Annotated in this window: 11 protein-coding genes (1 of these 11 only partly in view); 1 reads left to right on the top strand and 10 read right to left on the bottom strand. The window is 68.6% G+C overall.

Features of this window, described 5'->3' with window-relative positions; all coding sequences use genetic code 11:
• Positions 1–11: 11 nt before the first annotated feature.
• From ACN9M4_RS01220 to ACN9M4_RS01180, 9 genes are read right to left on the bottom strand one after another with little or no spacing between them, the layout of a single operon-like run.
• Positions 12–605: an HhH-GPD-type base excision DNA repair protein gene (locus ACN9M4_RS01220; RefSeq protein WP_426301580.1), complete on the bottom strand. Its 594-nt coding sequence runs from the start codon at positions 603–605 to the stop codon at positions 12–14.
• A 32-nt stretch (positions 606–637) separates the two neighbouring features.
• Entirely contained in the window at positions 638–1,702 is a 1,065-nt protein-coding gene (locus ACN9M4_RS01215) for a HoxN/HupN/NixA family nickel/cobalt transporter (RefSeq protein WP_426301578.1), read from the bottom strand.
• Positions 1,702–2,592: an urease accessory protein UreD gene (locus ACN9M4_RS01210; protein ID WP_426301576.1), complete on the bottom strand. Its 891-nt coding sequence runs from the start codon at positions 2,590–2,592 to the stop codon at positions 1,702–1,704. The genes ACN9M4_RS01215 and ACN9M4_RS01210 overlap by 1 nt, the downstream gene beginning before the upstream one ends.
• Positions 2,589–3,221: an urease accessory protein UreG gene (gene ureG, locus ACN9M4_RS01205; protein WP_426301574.1), complete on the bottom strand. Its 633-nt coding sequence runs from the start codon at positions 3,219–3,221 to the stop codon at positions 2,589–2,591. The genes ACN9M4_RS01210 and ureG overlap by 4 nt, the downstream gene beginning before the upstream one ends.
• 9 nt (positions 3,222–3,230) lie before the next feature.
• Positions 3,231–3,911 carry an urease accessory protein UreF gene (locus ACN9M4_RS01200; RefSeq protein WP_426301572.1) on the bottom strand — a complete coding sequence of 227 codons (681 nt, stop codon included), beginning with the start codon at positions 3,909–3,911 and terminating at the stop codon, positions 3,231–3,233.
• Positions 3,892–4,371: an urease accessory protein UreE gene (gene ureE / locus ACN9M4_RS01195; RefSeq protein ID WP_426301570.1), complete on the bottom strand. Its 480-nt coding sequence runs from the start codon at positions 4,369–4,371 to the stop codon at positions 3,892–3,894. The genes ACN9M4_RS01200 and ureE overlap by 20 nt, the downstream gene beginning before the upstream one ends.
• A gap of 18 nt (positions 4,372–4,389) precedes the next feature.
• Entirely contained in the window at positions 4,390–6,132 is a 1,743-nt protein-coding gene (ureC, locus tag ACN9M4_RS01190; RefSeq protein WP_426301568.1) for an urease subunit alpha, read from the bottom strand.
• Positions 6,129–6,488: an urease subunit beta gene (locus ACN9M4_RS01185; RefSeq protein WP_426301566.1), complete on the bottom strand. Its 360-nt coding sequence runs from the start codon at positions 6,486–6,488 to the stop codon at positions 6,129–6,131. The genes ureC and ACN9M4_RS01185 overlap by 4 nt, the downstream gene beginning before the upstream one ends.
• Positions 6,489–6,496: 8 nt before the next feature.
• Entirely contained in the window at positions 6,497–6,799 is a 303-nt protein-coding gene (locus ACN9M4_RS01180; protein ID WP_426301564.1) for an urease subunit gamma, read from the bottom strand.
• 367 nt (positions 6,800–7,166) lie between these two features.
• Between ACN9M4_RS01180 and ACN9M4_RS01175 the strand changes: the two genes are divergently transcribed.
• Positions 7,167–8,405, top strand: coding sequence for an MFS transporter (locus tag ACN9M4_RS01175; RefSeq protein ID WP_426301562.1), 1,239 nt, complete (start codon positions 7,167–7,169; stop codon positions 8,403–8,405).
• On the opposite strand, the gene ACN9M4_RS01170 is transcribed toward ACN9M4_RS01175, so the two are convergent.
• A protein-coding gene (locus tag ACN9M4_RS01170; RefSeq protein WP_426301560.1) for a Calx-beta domain-containing protein crosses the window boundary here: on the bottom strand, positions 8,395–22,494 show its final stretch. It continues 15,084 nt past the right edge of the window; the window shows 14,100 of its 29,184 coding nt (coding positions 15,085–29,184); the start codon falls outside the window, past its right edge; the stop codon is at positions 8,395–8,397. The genes ACN9M4_RS01175 and ACN9M4_RS01170 overlap by 11 nt on opposite strands.

Genomic DNA, 22,494 nt, shown 5'->3' with positions numbered 1-22,494 from the left:
CCGATCCGCCGTCAGTGTCCGGCCGGTTTGGCGGACTTGGCAGCTTTGGCCGCGGCCTTTGCGGCCTGCTTGGAGGCGCGCACCTTGCGCAGGGACTCGGGGTCAACGATGTCGGCCACGGACAAGAAGACGTCCGCCTGCCCGTAGTTCCCGGCGGCTTCACGCCAGCCCGGAGCCTGGAGCCCGCATTGCTTGCCGAGGAGCGCCAGGAAGATCTTTGCCTTTTGCTCGCCGAAACCGGGCAGGGCCTTGAGCCGGTCCAGCACTTCCTTGCCGTCGGGATCCCCCTGCGTCCAGATGGCGGTGGCGTCCCCGCCCCACTCGTGCTCAACGGCCTCGGCGAGCGCCTGGACCCTGCCCGCCATCGAGCCCGGGAACCGGTGCACCGCCGGGCTTTCCTTGAACATCTCGACGAAGCCCTCGGGATCGTAGCCGGCGACCGTTGCAGGAGCGATCGAGCCGATGCGCGTCCGGATTTTTTCCGGGCCGGCAAACGCCGATTCCATCGTCACCTGCTGGTCCAGCAACATGCCGGTGAGCAGCGCAAACGCGTCGTCGCTGAGCAGTTTGTCGGCGGCCGGGTCCCCTGTGATGTGCAGTTCCATGCGCCCTATCCTGCCACCGGGCGCCGCACCCGTCACGGCCGCCTGCGCAGCGAGGCCACGCCCCACACCGCCAGGAGCACCGCCACGAGGAACAGACCCGCCTCGCCGAGGTCGATCGAGCCAAGCCAGGTGGTCAGCGGATCATCCAGGCCGAAGGCGGCATTGAGGAACCCGCCCAGCGTGATGACGGAAATGAACAATGCGGAGGCTGCCGAAATACCGGTAATGACGGCATTGAAGCCCAGTTTCCGGCGCGGATCCGCCAGCGCGGAGCGGTACATGCGCATCATCGTGACCCCGTTGACCGAGTCGCAGAGGGTCATGGCCGCGGCGAACGCCAGCGGCAGCGCGAGCAGCGCCAGCTGGGAGACTCCGGCGAGTGAGGCCGCCGTCGTCATGACCAGCAGCCCGATGGTGGTGGCGGTATCGAAACCGAGGCCGAACAGGAACCCGATCACGTAGATGTTCCGGGGGCTCCGCACGCGGGCGAGCGGCCGGGCCAGCAGCCGCGCGACAAAGCCGCGGGTTTCCAGGTCCTCGACGGCGACCACCCCGCCCGCTTTCGCTTGCCGGTACAGCTGCGCCGCCCGGAGGAACGCCGAGCCGTTGAAGATGCCCATCGCCAGCAGGAACAGGCCCGAAACCCCGCTGCCGATCAGTCCGAGCACCAGGTTTCCCGGGCTGCCGTCCTCCATGAACTGCCCCACCACGGCGGTTCCCGCCAGCACCAGGACCCCGGCCAGGACCACCACGGAACTGTGCCCCAGGCTGAACGCGAAGCCCACGCTCACGGGCGCCCTGCCCTGGGCGACGAATTTCCGGGTGGAGTTGTCGATCGCCGCGAGGTGGTCCCAGTCGTAGCTGTGCTTGACGCCGGCCAGGTAGGCGGTGAGGACCAGGCCGAGGGCCAGCGGCGGCCCTCCGCCGTCTTGCCCCGAAAACGGTCCCGCAAGCGGCCCCGGAAGCAGCGTTCCTCCCAGCAGCAGCAGCCCGGCGGCGGCAAGATGCAGGGCGGCGACCGCACCGAAAGTGAACAACAGCCTTGTCCGCAAGGACAGGTGTTCGCGTTGCCGGTAGAGGGCAGCGAGCGCTGTCATCAGTACTTCCTCAGGTTCAGGGGATCCTGGCCGAACCAGTGCCTGCGCAGGTGCGCCGTGCAGGCACCAAGCAGGCGGTTCAGTTCTTCAGTGTTGTCGGACAGCGCGCGCAGCACCAGCCCTGTGGTTCCGCCGACGGTCGCCGTCAGGGAGACTCCGCTCAGGGCGTCGTGGGCCGCGGCAAGCGCGTACAGTTCGTCGGCCAGGGCCTGGTCCACGCGCGGATCGACCACCAGGAGCGATCCCAGGTGGCTGCGGCCCTCCATGAAGCCCAGGCCGGTGACGTCGCCCACCGGTGCACCAAACCGCGGCCGGATGAGCACGTTGTCCAGCGCCAGGAGCCCGCCGCCTTCGTTCCCGCCGGCGACCCGGATCTCAGTGCGCAGCCGCAGTTCCTCGTACTTGAAGGCCGTGCCGTCAGGGGACCAGCCGGGCGTGACGATTTCGCTCATGACCAGGCTCGACACCGGGTGCATGGTGATGCGGGTGTCCTGCCTGTAGCTGGCCTCCCGGTAGGCGATGAGCTGGTCCGGGGCCAGCTCCAGCCGGGCGCCCTCCCCCAGCCGAATGGACATGCGCTGCTCGGCGAAGGAGCCCGGCGTGCGGTAGATCTTTGTGGCCGACTGCGTGGTCAGCAGCAGCGATGCTCCCGGCTCGAGCTCCAGATCGATCACGTACAGGTCCGCCCCGAGGTAGGCCCCGCCCGGGTTCACCATCACATAACAGAGCTGCCCGGAGTCGTCCAGATAGTGCGGCCGCAGCACCCTCAAGGCGCCCCGATGGAACTGGTGCACGGCCACGGAACGCTGCCCACGCGCAGCAACCCGCAACTGGAGCTCCCCCATCGGCGACTCAACAGCGGTCAGCTCGCCAGCCGCCACCGTGCTCATTGGGCGAGGTCGAGCATCAGGACGTCGCGCCGGATCCATTCCATGACGGCGTCCAGGCCCTCGTCGGTCTTGAGGTTGGTGAAGCAGAAGGGCTTGGCGCCGCGGAATTCGCGCGAGTCCCGTTCCATGACCGCCAGGTCCGCGCCCACGTGGGGTGCCAGGTCCGTCTTGTTGATGATGAAGAGATCGGACTTGATCATGCCCTGCCCGGCCTTGCGCGGGATCTTCTCGCCCTGCGCCACGTCGATGATGTAGATCGAGAAGTCCACCAGCTCGGGGCTGAAGGTGGCCGAGAGGTTGTCGCCGCCGGACTCGACGAAGATCACCTGCAGGTCCGGGTGGCGCTTCTTGAGTTCCTCGATGGCCGCGGTATTCATGGAGGTGTCCTCGCGGATGGCGGTGTGCGGGCAGCCGCCGGTTTCGACGCCGATGATCCGGTCCTCGGGCAGGATGCCGTTGGCGGCGAGGATCTTGGCGTCCTCGATCGTGTAGATGTCGTTGGTGATGGCCGCCATCGAGATTTCCGCGCTCATGTGCCGGGTGAGGCGCTCCACGAGCTGGGTCTTGCCGGCGCCCACCGGTCCGCCGATGCCGATCTTGACCGGTTCTGAGGTGACGGGTTCAGACATGGTGTCTCCTTAGCTCATGAACATGCGGGCGCGTTGTTTTTCGTGCCGCATCTGCGAAATTTCCAGGCCGGGGCTCACGGCCCCGAAGTCGTCCGGTGTGAGGGCGCCGGCCCGTTCGATGGCGGCAGCAACGCCGTCGTGCGCTGCCCGCAGCACCCGCTGCCCGGCGTTCTGGCCGAGCGGGATGGCGCGCACGGCGTTCTGGGTCAGCGAGGTGACCGCGGCGAAAAGATACGCGGCGAGCGCCTCCTCGAGCGGGACGCCCAGGGAGCGCGCGACGACGGCGAACGCCAACGGCTGGTGGCCGGCCGCCAGGCCGGTGCGCACCAGAGCCCGGTAGGCTTCCAGCTCCGGCGACGGGAAAACCTCGGCGCCGATCTCGAGCAGCCGGCCGCCCATCTTGATGCTGGCCTCGCGCAGCTGCCGTGGAAGCAGCTGAGCGGTGAGGTGCTCATCGAGCTCCTGGGGCGGCGCGCCGTCGTAGAGGAACCTGATGGCCAAGGCGTCCGAGTACGTGAGCTGCTGGCCCAGGAAGGCGGCCAGCCAGGTGCCGAAGCTTGCCTCGTCGTGCACCAGCCCGCGCTCCATGTAGGACTCAAAGCCGAAGGAATGCGCGAACGCCCCGGTGGGCAGCGCGGAGTCCGTGAGCTGCTGCAGGGCGAGGCGGCGGCTAGTGGGTGTGGCCGGCATGGCGGAAGGGAACGGGCATCACGCGCTCCTGGCGGTCGTAGGGCACGCCGACATGCTTCAGGTAGTCCTCCACAGTGTGGTCGTACTGGCAGACCATGACCTCGGCGGCATACTCGGAGGCGGCGTCGAAGAACTGGGCCTGCAGGTGCCGGTTTCCGAGGGAGTGCGCCACGACGCCCATCTCGTGGATGCTTCGCGGGGCGATCACCAGCACGTCGGTGGGCAGCACCGAGACGACGATCAGGTTCTTCTCCTCCACAGCCAGGATGTCGCCGTCGCGCAGGTCCGGGGAGCCGGACGGCAGGCGGATGCCGAGCTCCTTGCCGTGGTCCGTGGTGACCCGCTGGATCCGTTTGACCAGCAGGGCGCTGGTCAGCACCACCTTCTCCTTGTGGTGATTCGCGTAGCTGCCGGGTACAGCCAGCTCGTGCAGGTTTCCCAGGATCTTCTCGATGATCATGCTGTTTCTCCGTACCGCTTAGAAGAGGAAGTAGCGCTGCGCCATGGGCAGCTCAGCGACCGGTTCGCACGTGACGTCCTCGCCGTCCACGGTCACCTGGTACGTTTCGGGGTCGACGGCAATGTCCGGCGTCGCGTCGTTGAACTTCAGGTCCGCCTTGCTCAGGGACCGGATGCCGGAGACCGGGCGGATCACCTTTTCCAGTCCGAGTTCCTCCGGGACACCGGCCTCGATGGCGGCCTTGGACAGGAAGGTGATGGAGGACTTCTGCATGGCGCGGCCGAAGGTGGCGAACATGGGGCGCATGGTTCGCGGCTGCGGCGTGGGGATCGAGGCGTTGGCGTCGCCCATGATGGCGTAGGCGATCTGCCCGCCCTTGAGCACCAGTTCCGGCTTCACGCCAAAGAACGCCGGATCCCACAGCACCAGGTCCGCGAACTTCCCCTCCTCCACGGAGCCGATGGAGTCCGCCATGCCCTGCGCGAGGGCCGGGTTGATGGTGTACTTCGCCACGTAGCGCTTGAGGCGGAAGTTGTCGCTGCCCGCGGAACCGTGCTCACCGGCGGCGTTTTCCCCCTTGGGGTCCTCCAGCACGCCGCGCTGCTTCTTCATCTTGTCCGCCAGCTGCCAGGTACGGGTGATGACCTCGCCCACGCGGCCCATGGCCTGCGAGTCGGAGGAGGTGATGGAGAAGATCCCCATGTCCTGCAAGACGTCCTCGGCCGCGATGGTTTCGGCCCGGATGCGCGAATCGGCGAAGGCCACGTCCTCCGGGATGTCCGGGTTCAGGTGGTGGCACACCATGAGCATATCCAGGTGCTCTTCGATGGTGTTGCGCGTGTACGGCAGCGTGGGGTTGGTCGACGCGGGAAGCACGTTGGGCATGCCGGCGATCTTGATGATGTCCGGGGCGTGGCCGCCGCCCGCACCCTCGGTGTGGAAGGTGTGGATGACCCGGCCGTCGATCGCGCGGATGGTGTCCTCCACGAAGCCGCACTCGTTCAGGGTGTCCGTGTGGATGGCCACCTGCACGTCGTATTCGTCCGCGGCCTTCAGCGAGTTGTCGATCGAGGCGGTGGTGGAGCCCCAGTCCTCGTGGACCTTCAGCCCGACCGCGCCGGCCCGGATCTGTTCGGCGAGGGGTTCGACGGCGGAGGCGTGGCCCTTGCCGAAGACGCCAATGTTGACGGGCAGGCCCTCGGCCGCCTGCAGCATGCGCTTGATGTGCCAGGCACCGGGAGTGACCGTGGTGGCCTTGGTGCCCTCCGCCGGGCCGGTGCCGCCACCCACCATGGTGGTGATGCCGCTGCTGATCGCGGCGGGCACCTGGTCCGGGGAGATGAAGTGGATATGGGTGTCGATGCCGCCGGCCGTGAGGATCTTCCGCTCGCCCGCGATGATCTCGGTGCCCGCGCCGATCACGATGTCCACGCCGCTGCTGATGTCCGGGTTGCCGGCCTTGCCGATCTTGAAAATGTGGCCGTCCCGGAGCGCGACGTCCGCCTTGTAGATGCCGGTGTAGTCCAGCACCACCACGTTGGTGATGACGGTGTCCGGTACGTCTTCCGCCCGGGTCACCTGGCCGTTCTGGCCCATGCCGTCGCGGATCACCTTGCCGCCGCCGAAGACCGCCTCTTCGCCGTAGACCGTGTAGTCCTTCTCGATCTCAAGGAACAGTTCAGTGTCGGCAAGGCGGATGGCGTCGCCCGTCGTCGGGCCGTACAGCTCGGCATACTGCCGGCGCGGAAGCTCGAAGCTCACTTGGCATCCTCCCCGGTAGTGGTGGCAGCTCCGCCGTCGACGTTTTCATTGTCAAGCGGGCCGTTCACGGCGTTGGACAGGCCGTGCACCTCGCGCCGCCCGGCGAGCTCGACAAGCCGTACGGTGCGCCGGTCCCCCGGTTCGAAGCGCGCCGCGGTGCCCGCGGGAATGTCCAAGCGGCGGCCGAAGGCAGCCTCCCGGTCGAATTCGAGCGCCCGGTTCGCCTCGGCGAAGTGGTAGTGCGAACCGACCTGCACGGGCCGGTCTCCGCGGTTGACGACGTCGACGGCGACCGCCTCGCGTCCGCTGTTGCAGTGGATCGGCTCGGGGCGGAGCCGGTATTCGCCCGGGATCATGAGGCCTCCTAGCGGATGGGGTTGTGGACGGTGACGAGCTTGGTGCCGTCGGGGAAGGTGGCCTCGATCTGCACGTCGTGGATCATTTCCGGCACGCCTTCCATGACGTCTTCGCGGCCGAGGATGGTGGTGCCCCAGCCCATGAGGTCGGCCACGGTGCGGCCGTCGCGTGCGCCTTCGATGAGCTCGTAGCTGATGATGGCCACGGCTTCGGGATGGTTCAGCTTGAGCCCGCGGGCCTGCCGCCGCCGGGCCAGGTCTGCCGCCACCACGATCATGAGCTTTTCCTGCTCACGGGGCATCAAGTGCATCGCTTCTCCTCTATCGCCGGCACGGTCCTTGCGGGTTTGTGACAAGAGTAGGCCCGGGACGTTTCGGCGAGGTTTCGGGACGGCACTGTGCATTGTTTGGCCCGCCGTGACTTTCTGCTGGATCACCTTCGTCCGGTCCGCATCTCCACACGGGAAAGGCGCGGCAACACGCGGCTGCCCCAGTGTGATCCAGCAGAATCATCGCGGAATGGGTCCAATCAGACGCGGAAGCTCAAGCAAGCAAGACACCCCCGGAGGCGAGGGAGGCCCTCGCGGTACCCCTATCAGCCGGGACTCCCTCAGTGGGACGCTCGATGGTCCCATGGATTGCAGGGGCATCCCCGCACGCGGTCGAAAGAGGATTTCCATGTCACACGGCACGTCCATTGAGCCTGAGGGCCTGACCCACGCAGCGTCCGCGGACGAACACGCGGCACATTGGCCGGGCGTTTTCGCGATGTCGCTGGGTGCCTTCGCCCTGATCGCCTCGGAGTTCATGCCCGTCAGCCTGCTGACCCCGATGGCCGCGGACCTGGGGGTCTCTGAAGGAATGGTGGGGCAGGGCATCGCGATCTCCGGACTGTTCGCGGTGCTGACCAGCCTGTCGGTCTCCGCCTTGGCCGGCGGGATGAACCGCAAGACGCTGCTGCTAGGCATGACGGCGCTGATGGGCATTTCCGGCGCCGTGGTGGCCCTGGCACAGGACTACGCCGTGTACATGACAGGCAGGGCGCTGATTGGCGTGGTCGTCGGCGGTTTCTGGTCGATGTCCGCGGCCACCGCCATGCGCCTCGTCCCGGCCCCCCTGCTGCCACGCGCCCTGGCCATCTTCAACGGCGGCGGTGCCCTGGCGACGGTGCTCGGAGCGCCGCTGGGCAGCTACCTTGGCGCCGTGGTGGGCTGGCGCGGGGCCTTCTTCTGCCTTGTCCCGATCTCGCTGCTGTGCCTCGCCTGGCAGTGGTTCAGCCTGCCCTCGCTGGAAGTCACGAAGACCGCGGTGTCCGTGAGGCAAGTCTTCAGCATTTTCACCGCCCTCAAGAGCCGTCCAGTGGCTTTGGGCATGGCCGCGTGCGGTGCGTTCTTCATGGGCCAGTTCATGCTGTTCACCTACGTTCGGCCGTTCCTGGAAACGGTGACCCGGGTGGACGTGACCACGGTTTCACTGGCGCTCCTCATTGTCGGTGTGGCGGGCTTCATCGGCACATTGCTGATCGGCCGCTTCCTCGGCCCGGGCTTGTACCGGACCCTGGCAGCCATCCCGGCGCTGCTGGCCGTCATCGCCCTGGCCCTGGTTCCTTTCGGCCCCTCGCTCATTGCGGTGCTGCTGCTCCTGGGGCTGTGGGGACTGCTCGCGACCTCCGCTCCCGTCGGCTGGTGGAGCTGGGTCGCCACGGCACTGCCCCACAACGCAGAGGCCGGCGGCGGACTCATGGTGGCCACGGTCCAGACCTGCATCGCCTTCGGTTCCACGCTCGGCGGCGTGCTGTTCGACGCCGGCGGGTACAGCAGCACCTTCCTGGTGAGTGCCGCGGTGCTCGGGGCTGCCGCACTTCTGGCGGTGCTGACCGCCAGGGCGACCGGCCGTACCCGGCGCCTCACACCGTGAAGGTGACTGTGGCCAGGACCCGGGAGCGGTTGATCTGCCTGGGGATTTCCAGCGTCGCCGTGCAGCTGCCCGACGGCGGGTAGACAGCCTGGGTGGTGCCGGTACCGTCCGGGCCGATCACCACGGTGAGGGTGGTGGAGTAGTCCCCGCAGACGATCCGCACCGTGTAGTAGTCCCGGTTATTGGCGCCCTGCACGGTAAAGCTGATGCCGCCGTCGGGCAGGTAGTTCACCGTGAGCGGGGCATCGGAGGACGCCGCGGCGGGAGCCGGTTCAGCTGAGGTGGACGAGGCGGGCTGGGTGGAGGAAGTCGAAGTGGAGGACGAAGTTTCCGGCGACGACATGGTGGCGGGCGCCGCGTTGCCGGCCGGGGCGGCGTCGTCGTTGCTGATGGTCACCTGGCCGAAGCCGTCGGCGAGGTTGAAGTCCGGCCCGGCAAGCAACTGGATCATGAACTGCTCGGCGGACTCAAAGACGGCGTCCCCGTAGACCGTCACCGTGATGGTCGCCGTCGTGCTGTTGGCCGCGAAGGTCACGGTTCCGGAGGCCACGGCGAGGAAGTCCGATCCCGCCGTCGCTGTCCCGGCCGCGGTCCGCCAGCTCAGCGTCAGCGGGGTGGCCTGGGCCTGGCTGAGCGTCAGGGTGAGCGTCACCGTCTTGGCCCCGCTGTTGCCCTCGACCACGGTGGCGTCGCCGATCCGCACCTCGCTCTGGATGACGGCGGGAGGGGTGAACTGGTCATCGTCGGTGCGGAAGCGGAAGCTGTTGAACGAGGCGGGCTCCGCCCCCGAAACGGGCCTGCCCAGGAGGCCGGTGCGGCCGTCCGCGACCGCGGAGTTGAAGGAGCGGCTGGTGACCACCTGGCCGTTGAGCGTCACGGTGGCCACGGTGGCCTTGAGCACCAGGTTCAGGGTCTGTTCGCTTCCGGCCGCGATGGTCCGGGCGATGGCCTGGTCCACCACCCAGCCGCTGCGCGGGTTCACGTGCCCGATCAGCACGCGCTGGCCCGGAACGTCCAGGACCACGAACTTGTAGTCGTTCGGGGCGTAGTAGTCGAAGACGATGCCGGTGACGCCAGCGGCCCGGAACGCGGCCTCGACCTCCACGTAGGACAGGGGGTCGATCCCGGTACTGCCGAACTGAGCCGATGCGAGCGCCGTGTTGGCCGGGAAGGCGGCGCCGGCGCTTGCGGTGCCGAGGTAGCGGCCGGTGCCGATGCTCCACGATCCGGCTGCCGGGGTAAACGCCTCGGCCGCGCCGTCGTCGAAGTATTCCGTGCGGTCCAGCGAGATCTCCGGTGAGATGACCGTCAGGGCGATGTTGTCGAACCAGCCGTGGGCCTGCTGGGAACCGAAGCCCACCAGGCCTTTGTTGAGCGCCACGGCGTCGCCGTCGACGTAGCGCACCGGGAACTGGTAGCTGAAGGCGTTCTTGCCGTCGATCGTCACGGTGACCACGAGCCCGTTGACCACCACATTGAGGTCATAGAACTTGCCGGCGCTGACCGAGCCGGGCACCACACCCTGGGCGTCGTACCACCAGCCGGAGGCGTTGCGGTGGCCGATGACCATCTTGTTGATGGACTGGTCCACGCCTGCGAACTTGAAGTCCTCGGGGCCGAAGTAGTCGAAGATGGTGAACGCGTTGGCCTTCCAGCCGCCTGTTGCCTTGTCCATGGAGATCTTGGCGGCGAGCTCGTAGTACACGGACTTGTAGGCGTCCGAGTACCAGACCGCGACGGCGTCTCCGGAGGTGGATGCCGCCGTCACCTTGAGCAGGCCGTTCTGGACGGTGAACGCGCCGGAGTCGGTGGCGAAGCCCTGGAGCGTGCCGTCGTTGAAGTCCGCGCCGCGCAGGGTGTCGCGCCGGCCGCCCGGGATGTTGCCTGCCTGCGGGTCCGTGGGGCCGCCGGTCTGGGTCTGCCACTGGCCGTGGTCGTGCTGGGTGATGAGGCCCAGTTCGCCGTCGGGCTCGCCGTTGCGGGCGGGGTCGTTGCCGGTGTCCGTGGCGCGGGTGGGGTCCGCGCCTTGGCTGCGGGAGAGCGCGTACAGGAACATGGGCAGCTGCGGTTCCACCTGGCGGCTGACGGTGGCGATGCCGAACGGTGCGAACGGCACGAGGTAGCTGTTGAACTCGCCCACCCAGTCGATCAGCCGGTCGCCGCCGGTGTTGCCGATCAGGATGTCCAGGCCGGCGCCGCCGTAGACGCGGTCCTGGTAGCTGGAGTTCACGCCGTCGGGAGCGTCGTTGAGCCCGTTGTTGGTGGTCAGCAGATCGTCCGCGTTGGAGAGGTCGTTGCCCCAGCCGGCCCAGATGGTGTCCTGGCCGGTGCCGCCGACGGACCAGTCGTTGCCGAGGTCACCGAAGATGGCGTCGTCGCCGTCGGAGGGCTGGTTGGTGATGGTTCCGGTGCAGTTGCCCTGGTTGTCGACGGCGATGCAGGCCGTTACCCAGTTGCCGGTCGCGGCGTCGTTGTTCAGGAAGAACTGCCGGGTCCACGGCGGGGTGGCGCCCTTCCACACGCTGCCGTCGGCGTTGAAGAGGATGACGCGGCGCGGATCGTATTCGTCGTAGAGGAGGAATTCACCCAGCCGGCCCATGTTGTGGTTGTTGCTGTGCCAGGCGTTGCTGTCGGCGCCGAAGTGCAGCACATCGCCGGGGTTGTACGGGTGCAGGAAGTCGATCAGTTCGAGGCCCACGGGGTTGCCGCCGGCGTCGAAGTGCTGGGCGTAGGAGGTCCCGAGCGCCTCGGATCCGGAGATGGCGTCGTCGCCCGCGCCACCGTGGATGAAGTCGTTGCCCCAGCCGCCGAAGATGATGTCGTCAGAGTTGTTGGCGTCGAAGAGGGGCTGGTTGGCCACGTGGTGCTGGCTGGCGTTGACGTTGTCGCCCAGGTTGTACGGGGTGAGGTCCGCGGCCTTGGCCAGCTGGCCGGCGACGTTGATCGTGGCGGTCTGCACCTGGCCCGGGGTGTAGATCGCCTCGTTGAGCACATCACCCTGGCTGGTGCGGGTGTCCGGGTCCACGGTGCGGAACTTGTAGACGCCGTAGAGCGGCTCGCCCAGCTGCGTGCACACGGCGCTGGAGGCCACGGAGCAGCCGGTGTTGCGGCTGGTGAAGATCCGCCCGTCGTCGCCGAGGATGCCATCGGTTCCGGTGCCGCCGGAGATCCAGTCGTTGCCCCAGCCGCCGATCAGGTCATCGTCCTGCGCGTCGCCGTAGAGCGCATCGTGGTCGGCGCCGGCGTAGACGGTGTCATCCCCGGACTCACCGTGGACCTCGTCGCGGCCGCCGATCTGCGTGTACTTCCAGGTGCCGGTGGCGGTGTCCAGGACGATCGAGCAGGTGGGCTGGGTGGGCGAGCCGTTGCAGTCCGAACCGGCGCCCTGGCCGAAGTTGGCGGGGACGAAGTCCGGGCCGCCCGGGGTGTAGTCGAGCAGGTGGACGCCGCGGACCACTAGTTTCTGCGCACCGTAGTTGTCGTAGTTGAAGGTGACGTAGTTGGCCGTGCCGGCACTACCGGCCGGGTTGATGTCCGTGTGGTTGACGCCCACGATCCGGATGATCCGGCCGTTGTCCGCCACGATGGTGTCGGCGTCGCGGGCGTGCATGTTGGCGGGGAGCGTGTTGTCGGCCAGGATGCCGCCGGGCAGGCCCGGGGTGCCGGGGATGCCGCTCACCTGGTTGTTCATGGCGGTCTGGGTTCCGGCGCCGCCGAACAGCAGGTCCGCGCCGCGGTCATCGCCGGGCAGGTAGGCCAGGGCCGGGAAGGGCAGGCCGTCCGGGCGGAGCTCCGGGGTGGCCAGCGAGAAGAAGTCGCTGCTGCCGCCCACGATGTCGTCCTGGCCGAGCCCGCCGAAGACCACGTCGTTGCCGGCGTTGCCCTCGACATAGTCCTCGCCGTCAGTGGCGGCCTCGAAGGAGGCGACGACGGTGAGCACCCCGGTGAAGTCGCAGACCACGTTGCCGGGGGTTCCGGTGCAGCCCAGCGGGGTGCGGGAGGCGCCTGCGTGGAGGGTCGCCGTGGGGTCGTCCACCATGCGGGCGAAGGCCTGCTCGATGCCGCCGTCGCCCTGGATGACGTCGTTGCCCAGCTGGCCGAGGATCACGTCGTGGCCCGGGCCGCCGGCGAGGTAGTCGTTTCCGAAGCTGCCGGCCCACTTGCTCCCCTCGTCCGAGGCGAAGTCGTGGAAGAGGTTCGTGACGTCGTACTCGGCCCACCAAGGGGCGCCGTCCGGGTCGCGGTAGGCGCGCGGAGTGCCGTCCACCAGGAGCAGGCCGCTGTTGTCCTCGGTGACCGTTCCGCCGCAGGCGTTGGGCTGGTCGCTCCGGCTGTAGAGGAGGGTGCCGCAGAGGGTCTGGAAATGGAAGCTCAGGAAGTCGGTGCGCAGCAGGTAGGCGTTGTCGCCGAGGACGAGGTCGTCCGCCTCGTCACCGTCGGCCATGTCGTTCCCGGCCCCGCCGATGATGAGGTCCCGGCCGAGGTTGCCGAAGATGATGTCGTCCGCGCCGCGCTGCAGGTTCCGGGACTCGACCGCGAGGACGGAGGCGAGCGCCGTCGTCTGGATCTTCTGCAGGCGGGCGTCGGGTTCGTTCGGGTCCGCGACGTCCTGGATCACGGCGCCGTGGTCGCCGAAAATGATGTCGTCGTACGCACTTTCAGGGCCAGCGCCCCCGGCACCAGCTCCCACCGTGCCGGCGCCCTCGCCGAAGAGCAGGTCCCGGCCCGCCGTCAGGAGATCGTCCCGGACCGGTGACGGGTACGGCTGGATGGTGGTGCCGTTGTTGAGGAAACCGGCTCCGGTGACGGACGGCAGCGGGCTGCGGTCGACGACGGCGATGTCCAGCGCCCGGGTGAAAACGTTGACGTTGACGCCGGAGTCGCCGTAGATGTGGTCGACGCCGCGCAGGCCGCGGATTTCGTCGTCGCCCGAGCCGCCGGCCAGGTGGTCGCCGGCCTGGCTGCCGATGATCAGGTCGTCGCCGAGCCCGCCGAAGGCCGTGAAGCCGACGGTGGGCAGCTGGGCCGCTGCCAGGTGGGCGAAGAGCCCGGAGGCGTCGATGATGTCATTGCCGGCGTAGTCGTAGGGGTTGGCCAGGCCGAGCATCCACTCGTCGTCCTCGTTTTCCGCGTCCGGGATGTTGACGAAGGGATCGAACGGCTTGGGACCGAACTCCATGCCGAGGACGTCGTACGGGCGGCCTGAGTACCAGACGCCGTCCTGGCTGGTGTCGCCGTAGACCACCAGCGGCGAGCCCGGACCCGCAGTGGCATCCACATCGCAGGGGACGGCCGTCCCGTCGATGACCGGGGCCGCAAGCCTGCAGACGGTGATGGTGTCGCCGCCGATCAGGAGGCCGCCGTCGCGGGCCGCGTCGTAGCCGGTGACCGTGAAGACCGGCGCATCCCAGACCGCCACGCCGGCGGCGTTGAGGTGGACCGTGGGCCGGAGGGCCGCGTTCCAGAACGTCATGGTGGTGGCCGTCAGGGCCTTGATGGTGAAGGGCCCGGCGAGGCCGCTGATGCGTACCTGCATGCCCACCTTGAAGCCGTCGGCCAGGAAGGATCCGCCGTCCGTCCGGACGAGGTAATCGCTGTGCAGCTGCATGGTGCCGCTGGCGGTCAGCGCCACGGGCTTGGCCGCGTGCACGTCCGTGGGCAGCACGGCCGCCGGTCCTGCGTGGACGGGCCCGGAGAGGTACATAACCGAGCCTTCGCCGCAGTGCGGGAACGGGTCGGCGAAGGGGCAGGCGGCGTTTCCGAAGCCCAGGATGAGCCGGGTGAAGGCCTCCCCTGCCAGCTGGATGTGCTGCGGGCCGTGGCCGTACGGATCCAGGGCGAAGTAGCCGCTGCCCGGCAGGAAGCCGGTGACTGCCCAGGGCAGGCCGTCCTGGCGGGTGAGGACCAGGCCGGTCCCCGCGGGAGCGCCGGCGCCGGGGGCCGAGCGTTCCATGTCGAAGGCGTTGCGGATGAAGGAATTGCCGCCGCCGTGCACGGTGGTCAGGCCGCCGTGTGGTCCGGGGACGAACACGGTGCGGCTGCCATTCAGGGCGGGCAGCGGGTCGCCGCGGCCCAGGGTGAGCACGAGGTCCGTCACCGCCGTGAGCCGCCAGGCGCCCGTGACGCCCTGGATCATCACCAGCTGGCCGGCGACGAAGCCGTCGGCGATCCAGCTGCCGGCCGCCCGGGTGACCGTTCCGCCGTCGTTCGCTCCGTTCGGAACGGTGGTGACGGAACCGGTGAACGTGACCGGCACGTCCGCGGCGACCAGTGTGCGCAGGGCCGTTGAGGCGCCGGCGGCCGGGCCGGAGAGCTGCAGCAGGTACATCACCGTGTTGTCGGTGGTGTCCAGGGGGTCGTCGTCGCCGAAGCCGAGCACCTTCCACGTTCCGGCGAGGCCGCTGATGGTCACCGGCTGGCCGGCCAGGAAGCCCTGCGCCTTCCAGTCGAACGGGGCCGGCCGGCTGATCCGGTGGGTGGAACCGAACTGGCCACTCGACGGGGCCAGCACCACGGTGCCACTGAGCTTCACGGCGTCGTCCGGCTGCAGGGTGCCCTGGATGTCCAGGTGGTCGTTGCCGGTGCCGAGCATCAGGTTGAAGATCTCGATGGTGGACTTGGCACCGTTGGTGACGAACTGGCCGGCAGTTCCGTCTCCAATGAATTGGACCGTGCCGTAGCTGATGCCGCCCGGGAACACCTGCGGTTCGCCGAAAGTCTGGCCCTCGGCCCCGCCGTAGCCGGCCCCGAAGTCCAGGTCCTTGGCCATGTTGAAGCCGCGCAGGGAGGTGCTGTTCATGGCCCCGCGGCCGTTCGCCTGCGAGGAGTCGTCGTAGATGTCCAGGATGTCGATCTGCTTGGATTCCGGCGCCTGCGTGGCGATCGCGAAGAGCGGGCCGTCCTGTTCGCCCGGGAGCTTCAGGCCCAGCTGGAGGGAACGGTCGGCGCCGGTGACGCCGCCTTCCACGGCCAGCGGGCCGCGCAGCCGGGACACCAGGTGCTGGCCGGCCGGGAAGATCTTCACACCCTGCCGCTGGAGCGGCTGTTCGTAGGCCACGTCCGCGCGGAGTTCGATGAACTGTTCCTGGAACCAGTTGGCGGCGGTGAAGTCCACGACGGCGGCGATCCGCACCACCGTGAACGCGCCGGCGCCGAACGCCGCCAGCGAGTCGCCGCTTGCCAGGAGCTTACGCAGTTCCAGCTTCTCGTCGTGGCCGGCGTTGTTTCCGCGGATGACGGCGATCTTGGCCCGGATGCACGTACCGGCCTGGCAGATCTGCACCCACTGGCCTTCGCTGAAGCCGTCGGCCAGCCAGCTGCCGGCTGTGGGTCCGGCGATGGGCCGGACCAGCCGCCAGGCACCGCCCACGAATTCGGTGGTGGCCGTGCCGTCCCACGCGCCGGAGCGGGTGATCCGGTTGATGCTGATGCCCGCGCCGCCGGCGCAGCCCGGGGCGGAGGACAGGACCATTGACTTGCCGTTGGCGCTGACGGAAAGGACGGTGAAGACCGTCGTACCGCAGCTGGAGATCGTGATCCGCTGGCCCGCGGCGAAGCCTTCGTCGAGGAAGCTGCCGAGGTCGCTGCCGTTGGCCCGGCTGATGGTGGCTCCGCTGATGGCCAGCGCGCCCTGGAAGGCGCGGGCCGGGATGTCCCCGCCCACCACCGCGTAGTCCGCCGGGGTGACGGCCACGCCGCCCACGGAGACCACGTCAACCAGGCCGTCCGGGATCAGCGCGATCCGGACGATGCCCGCGGCGCCGCCGGCGGGGGCCCTGGTGAGCCGGATGGTGTAGCCGTCGGTGCCGCCGGGGATGGTGCAGGCGGTGTTGCCGCACTTGATAACCACGGTGTCCGTCCCGGTGGGGATGCTGACCACGTTGGGGGTCTCGTCGTCGTACACCAGCACGTCGGTGCGCTGCAGGCCGCTGCGCAGGTTCGGGAACGGGTAGGCGGCCGCCGCGGCGGGTGCGGTGAGCAGGGTGTCGAGTTCGTAGTTGACGACGGCGGTCAGCGGGTCGCCGGGGTCGCTGTTGTTCCGGGCCCTGACCACGATCCGCAGCGGGGTGTTCCAGTTGAGCGAGTTGAAGCTGACGGAGTAGTAGGTGCCGCCGTGGCCGTCGGGGAAAGCGAGCCAGCGGCCGGCCGGGACCAGGCTGAAGTCGAGCTGGATGAGGCGCTGGCTGTCCGCGTCCATCCAGACCTTCACCCAGATGGTGTGGCCGGCGGCGGGCGCCTTGGCGAGGCTGAGCAGGAGGTCGTCGCTGCGCTGCGTCAGGGCGCTGCCTTCGATGACCAGGGTGCGGCCGTCCACGGCGGTGCCGCCGGGTTCGACCTCGGTGACGTACACGCCCGGGGTGTCGTTGTCGTAGACCAGCGCGTTGACCTGGCGGACGGCGGCCCGGTGGAAGCGGGCGTCCTGGCTGATCACGCTGTGCTGCAAGACCACGGTGCGGTCGCCCTCGGCCCGGGGGTCGTCCACGGCCCAGAGGTAGACCCGCTGCGGCACGTTCCAGTTGCCGGCTGTGAAGCTCAGGGTGACGGCGCGGCCGTTCTCGTCCACTACCGTCCCGTTGACCACGAAGTGGCGCTGGAACTCGGAGAACTCGTCGCACTGGGCGTCCGTGGTTCCCACGCAGAGCCACACGGTGTCGCCCTGGCCGTTGGGCAGCGGGGCCGGGTTGGTCAGGCTGCCGTCGGCTTCCTGGGACGGCGCGAAGGCTGCGGAGACTGTCACGTACACGTTCGACGTCGGGACCACCGCGAGTTCCACCGTGTAGTAGGCGTAGCTCTTGATAGTGGCCGTGCCGGCTGCTCCTTCGCGGACCCGGGTGCCGCCGGTGCCTTCGCGGATCACCACGATGCCGCGGTCCTGGGTGGCCAGGTTGTAGGGCACGCCGTCGGCTGTCAGGCCGTCGTAGCCGGGGTCGGTGGGCGAGGTGACAATGTGGTCCACGGCCCCGCTGAGGCCCTCGAGTTCGCGGGTGACGATGTCCGCGGTGACGTCGCCGGTCACGCTGATCATGTCCGAGCCGAGGCCGCCGATCACCCGGTACGCCACCCCGTAGGCGGTGGACTGGACGAAGAACTGGTCGTCGCCCTCCAGCCCGTCCACCTCCACCACTTCGATGGTGGTGTATTTGACGTTCAGGCCGGCCCCGAAGATGCCCTTGTCCGTGATGGCGAAGTCGTCGGCGAACTCGGTGCCGAGGACCACCAGCTTGTCGAAGCCGGTGCCGCCGTCCACGTTGACGGGGGCGTTGACGTTGTACTGGACCTCGTCCTCGCCGCCGCCGGCCCGGATGTCCAGCGGCCGGGAGGTGGAGAAGCCCAGGCCGATCACGGGAACCGCCACGCCGTTGGCGTCCAGCGGGATGATGTCGTCTTCCCACATGGTGTTGTCCAGGTCGGCGTTGCTGCCCGGCAGGTGGTTGAAGGTGGTGTGGGCGTCGGCGTTGTTGCAGACGCCGTCCCCGTTGCGGTCGTAGCGGGTGTAGCCGGCGTTGATGACGCAGGAACCGAACGCCACGGTGGTGGGGAACGTCCCGCCGGCGGGCACGAAGGACACGTCGCTCAGGCCGCAGCCGGCGATGCTGTCCGCGTCGGTGTCGCAGACCGCGGCTACCGCGAAGGCCCGCACGATGAAGATGTCGTTGTTGTCGTCGCCGTTGAGCTGGATCTCGGCCTGGTTGGAGTACACGGTGAACTGGTCGTTGCCGGTGCCGCCGGTGGCCAGCAGCGGGGCGTGCGCTCCGGGGCTGAGCCAGCCGCGGGTGGTGGGGACCAGCGCCGGGAAGGTGTCCGCCGGGAGGAGGGCGCCGCCGTCGGGAGCGTTCTGGGCGCCGCGCCGGGTGCCGAAGATCTGGCCGATCTGGAACACGTCGTTGCCTGCGCCGCCGTCCAGGGTGATCGTGGCGGAGGTGTCGTCCACGTAGAAGGCGTCGTTGCCGCCCTCGCCGAAGACCGTGATGCGGCCGTTGAGCGCGGTGTCGTAGTTGATCCGCTGGACCAGGGCGCTGGGTTCGTTGCCGGCAATCCGGTCGCGGTAGGCGCCGATGCCGCCGTCCGCGGCGAGGCTGCCGGCGAGCAGGGCGATGAAGGCCGGGTGATCGGCTGTCTCCGTCGGGCTCAGGCAGTTGCTCGGGACTCCTGTGCCGAGGTCGAAGGGGCTTTCGTTATCGATGCACTTCAGGGCCCGCAGCAGGAAGATGTCGTCCGTGGCGGCGTTCCTGGTGGTGCCGGGCAGGTAGCCGTTGTACGCCGGGGCCGTGTTGTTGTAGCCGTGGATGGCGAGTTCGTCCACGCCAGCGTCCGGGGCGCCGGTGTCCAGGACGTTGATGACGTAGTTGCGGATGTTGCCGTGGCTGCCGTTGGTGTAGACGGCGTAGTAGTCGCTTTCACCCTGTCCGTCGAGGGTGAGGGTGTGCCCGGCGCCGGCGCCTGTCCCGCCGCCTGCCTGAAGGCCGGTGGGGCTCGTAAGCACGTTCATGGACTGCAGGTACCAGACAGCGATCCGGTCCTCGCCGTCCGCGGTTCCCGAGGCGGCGGTGGCGTTGCCGTGGACCGTGGTCTTCGAGCCCAGGAAGATGTAGCCGGGATCGCCCTGCTGTTCCTTGTTCAGGACCGGGTTGGACGTCTGGGCGAGGTCCAGTCCGGAGGGGTCGCCGAGCTGGATGAGGTCGACGTCGGAGCCGCCCCAGACGTGCACCTGGCGGTTGGGCACGGGGTTGGCGGTGCTCGGCGCGCAGCTGCCCATGGGGTCCCCGGTGGAGTCGCCAGTGGTGACGGTGCAGTCGGCGATGATCCGGCCGCGCAGGATCATGCTGCTGCCGTATTCCGGGTCCGGGACGGCCAGGGTGCCGCCGGTGTCAGCGTTGCCGAAGTCGCCGCGGATATCGATTCCGAGGTCCGCCAGGATCTGGCTGTTCTGGTGCAGGGCCACGTCGTCGCCCACGCGCAGTTCCACGCTGCCGGTCTCGGCGAAGACGGTGCCGGCGGGGATGCTGCGCAGGTGGTCGGCGTCGTTGCCGGGGAGGGTGGTGTTGTCTTCGGCGAAGTTGGCGCTGCCGTTGCGGATCAGGAACAGGTCCTCGTCCAGGTCGGCGCTTTCGCGGACGGTGATGCGGATGTTGCCGGTGACCGCGTGGGCCAGGAGCAGCCGCAGGTAGGCGTCGGTTTCCGTGAGGTAGATGCCGGTGCCGGCTTCCAGGGCGACGTCGTCCGCGGCGGCGGCAAGGCCGGCGTCGGAAGTCCCGTCGGAGACACCACCACTGTTGTTGGCGCAATTGGCGTTGGTGCAGGCGAACGGCGAGCCGCGGAGCGAATCGATGTCCAGGTCCTTGGCCGCAGTACCGATGGAGCCGCCGTGCGCGTCGATGTCGATCGTCTGGCCGAGCACGTCGGCAGCGGCGTCTCCGGCACCGTTGGCGGCGCCGTCGATGATGGAGCCGGCCCGGCTGCGCAGCGAGACGTTGCCGGTGCTGAGGCTGCTGTCGCCGGCGGTTTCCACGACGCCGATCGGCAGGTCTCCCGCCACCTGGTCGAGGTAGATGCCCAGGGTCTTGTCGTCGTCGGCGGCGAGGTCGCGGGCGTTCAGCAGGCCCTTTGCCACCGACGGGAAGCCGCCCACGGCGTCCACCTGGATCTCCAGGAAGTTGTCCGGCAGGCCGATGCCGCCGGTGCCGGAGACGCTGCCGGCCTCGCCCAGGCCGTTGTCGCCCGCAGTGAGGGTGATGTTGCGGCCGGTGACGTCGATGCCGTTGTGGTTGCCGCTGATGTCGAGGTCGTAGGCGTCTACCAGGATGCCGTCGTCGTCGGTGTCCAGCACGCCGTTATCCAGTTCGGCGTCGAGGATCCGGGCCGGCGAGTCGAGCCGGACGTCGGCGGCGATCGGGTTGGCGCAGAGGGCCGGGGCGCCGGTGCAGAGGCCGGTGGCGTGGATGTGGCCCACCCGCAGATCGCCCTTGCCGCTTTGCTCGATCACCCAGATGTTGCCGTTGTTCAGGACGTCGGTCTTGCCGGAGCCGTCGGTCACCCCGTGCGTGGCGCCGGTGTCGTCGTCGCTCCACTGGGCGTCGACGTCGGTGAAGGCCTTGATGGTCATGGCGGTGGCCGCGGACGGGTGGAAGATGGCGATGTTGTGGCCGGCACGGATGTCGCTGAAGGTGTAGTTGGCGTTGATCGGGGTCAGGTCGGAGCCGAAGGCGACCGCGACGACGGCGCCGCCCACTACCACGGGGGTGTCCGTGCCGCCCGTGCAGGCTACGCCGTCGGGCCGGAAGTAGCAGGTGGTGGGGACAGTTTCGAGGACGCTGCCCGAGCCGTACGGTGCCGGCTTGTTGTCCGGGGTGTAGATGTCCACGTTGATGTCGCCGATGCCGGGTCCGTTGATGCCTTCGGCGCTGTCGCGCAGGATCACGACGGCGTCATGCCCGGCCTTGATGGGGCCGATCACCGGGTTGATGGCTGCCGGGTTGGCGGTGAGGGAATCACGCCGGAGGAGCGTGAGGTCCAGGTAGAGGTCCTGGCCTGCTTCGGCGTCCAGCCCGACGGGCTTGAGCACTGCGGGGACGCCGGGTTCGCCTGTGTGGAAGATCTGGAGGAGGACCAGGATGAGCGGGTTCGGGACGGTGCCGAGCGAGCCGGACTCCGAGTCCAGGGTGATGGTGTTGCTGTAGAACGTCTCCGTGCCGGCGTCGCTGCCGCGCAGGATGGAGCCGCGCTGGTTGCTGAGGCGGGTGCTGCCGATGAGGTTGCGGATGTCTCCGTCGATCGTGAGGTCGAAGCCGGTGGCTGCCGTAGGCCGGAGGCTCTCGATCACCACGCCGGTGGCCGGGAAGATGTGGTGCACGTGCCAGAACCATTGCGTGGCCGGGGGTGCGTGCGGGCCGTTGTCCACGGAGACGCTGATGACCGCTTCCGGCGTGGTGGTCAGGTGGGAGTTGAGCGTGTTGATGGAGACGCTCTGCGGGTCGGTGGTGCCCTTGAGGACGATGTTCTTGTCCGAGCTGTTGCGGATCAGCACCGAGTTCCAGGTTTCCTGCATGTAGAAGATGCCCAGGCTGCCGTGGATGAGGCCGTTGCAGTCGGCGTCGCATTCGCCGCCGGCGTTGTTGGCTTCGAAGAGGGCCGCCGGCAGTTCGTCGTAGAGGATCGGGTCGATCCAGATGGTGGGGCCGGAGACGGTGTCGCCGATGTTCAGGGCCGGGCCGAACTGGCTGGAACGGACCGTCACGTTGTAGGTCTTGGCGATGATCTTGCCGCTGGCGTCCACGATCAGCACCGGGTTGGGTTCGCCCAGCAGGTACACCGTGGATTCCCACAGGATGTCCCGCTTCGGCTGGTAGTTGATGTTGCCGTCGGCGCTGCCGAAGTCGAAGAGCCCGCCGGAACGGTGCGCGTGGTAGTACAGGCGGTCGAAGTACTGCAGGGCCGCCACGTGCAGTTCGGCCGTGCGGATCACGGATTCGTCGAGGCCCTGGACCGCCGAGCTGCCGGTGAAGGAAACGTAGGCACGCGCGTCTGTGTCGCCGCCGCCGCAGCCGCAGTTGGCGTTTGCGTCGGCCTGCAGGTTCAGGTGTTCGTGGGCCGCGCGGATGAAGACGGATTCGCCTTCGATGTAGGAGCCGGTGTCCAGCTTAGTGAGGACGCTGTCCGTCACGCTGACGTAGGCTCCGGCGTCGGAGTCCGCGCCCAGGGCGTAGGCATCGGCGTCGGAGCGTGCGACGCCCTGGGCCTCAAGCACGCGGCCGTCGATGCTGCCGTCGGTGAAGTCGATGCCGAACGCCGTTCCGACGCCGGCGGAGACCTGGACCTGGGCGCCGCGCAGCTTAGCGGTTCCGCCGAGGCTTGTGGCCACCTCCGCGGCGTAGTCGTGCCCGATCTGCACGCCCTGGCCGTCGTCGTCGTTCGCGTCCGCGTTGGTGCCGAGGCCGCCGGAGCCGGAGGAGGCCCGCGCGTTGGCGTTGAAGCCGGCGGAGGCATCGATCAGCAGGGAGCGGTTGGCGTAGAGGGTGCCCGCCACCTCCGTCTTCACGGAGTACCCGAGTTCGAGGTCGACGTCGGTATCGGCTCCCGAGATAAGCCCGCC

The sequence above is a fragment of the Arthrobacter sp. R-11 genome, assembly GCF_049913155.1.
Lineage (GTDB): Bacteria > Actinomycetota > Actinomycetes > Actinomycetales > Micrococcaceae > Arthrobacter.
The sequence above is the reverse complement of the archived record's forward strand: the minus strand, read 5'-3'. Positions and strand labels throughout refer to the sequence as shown.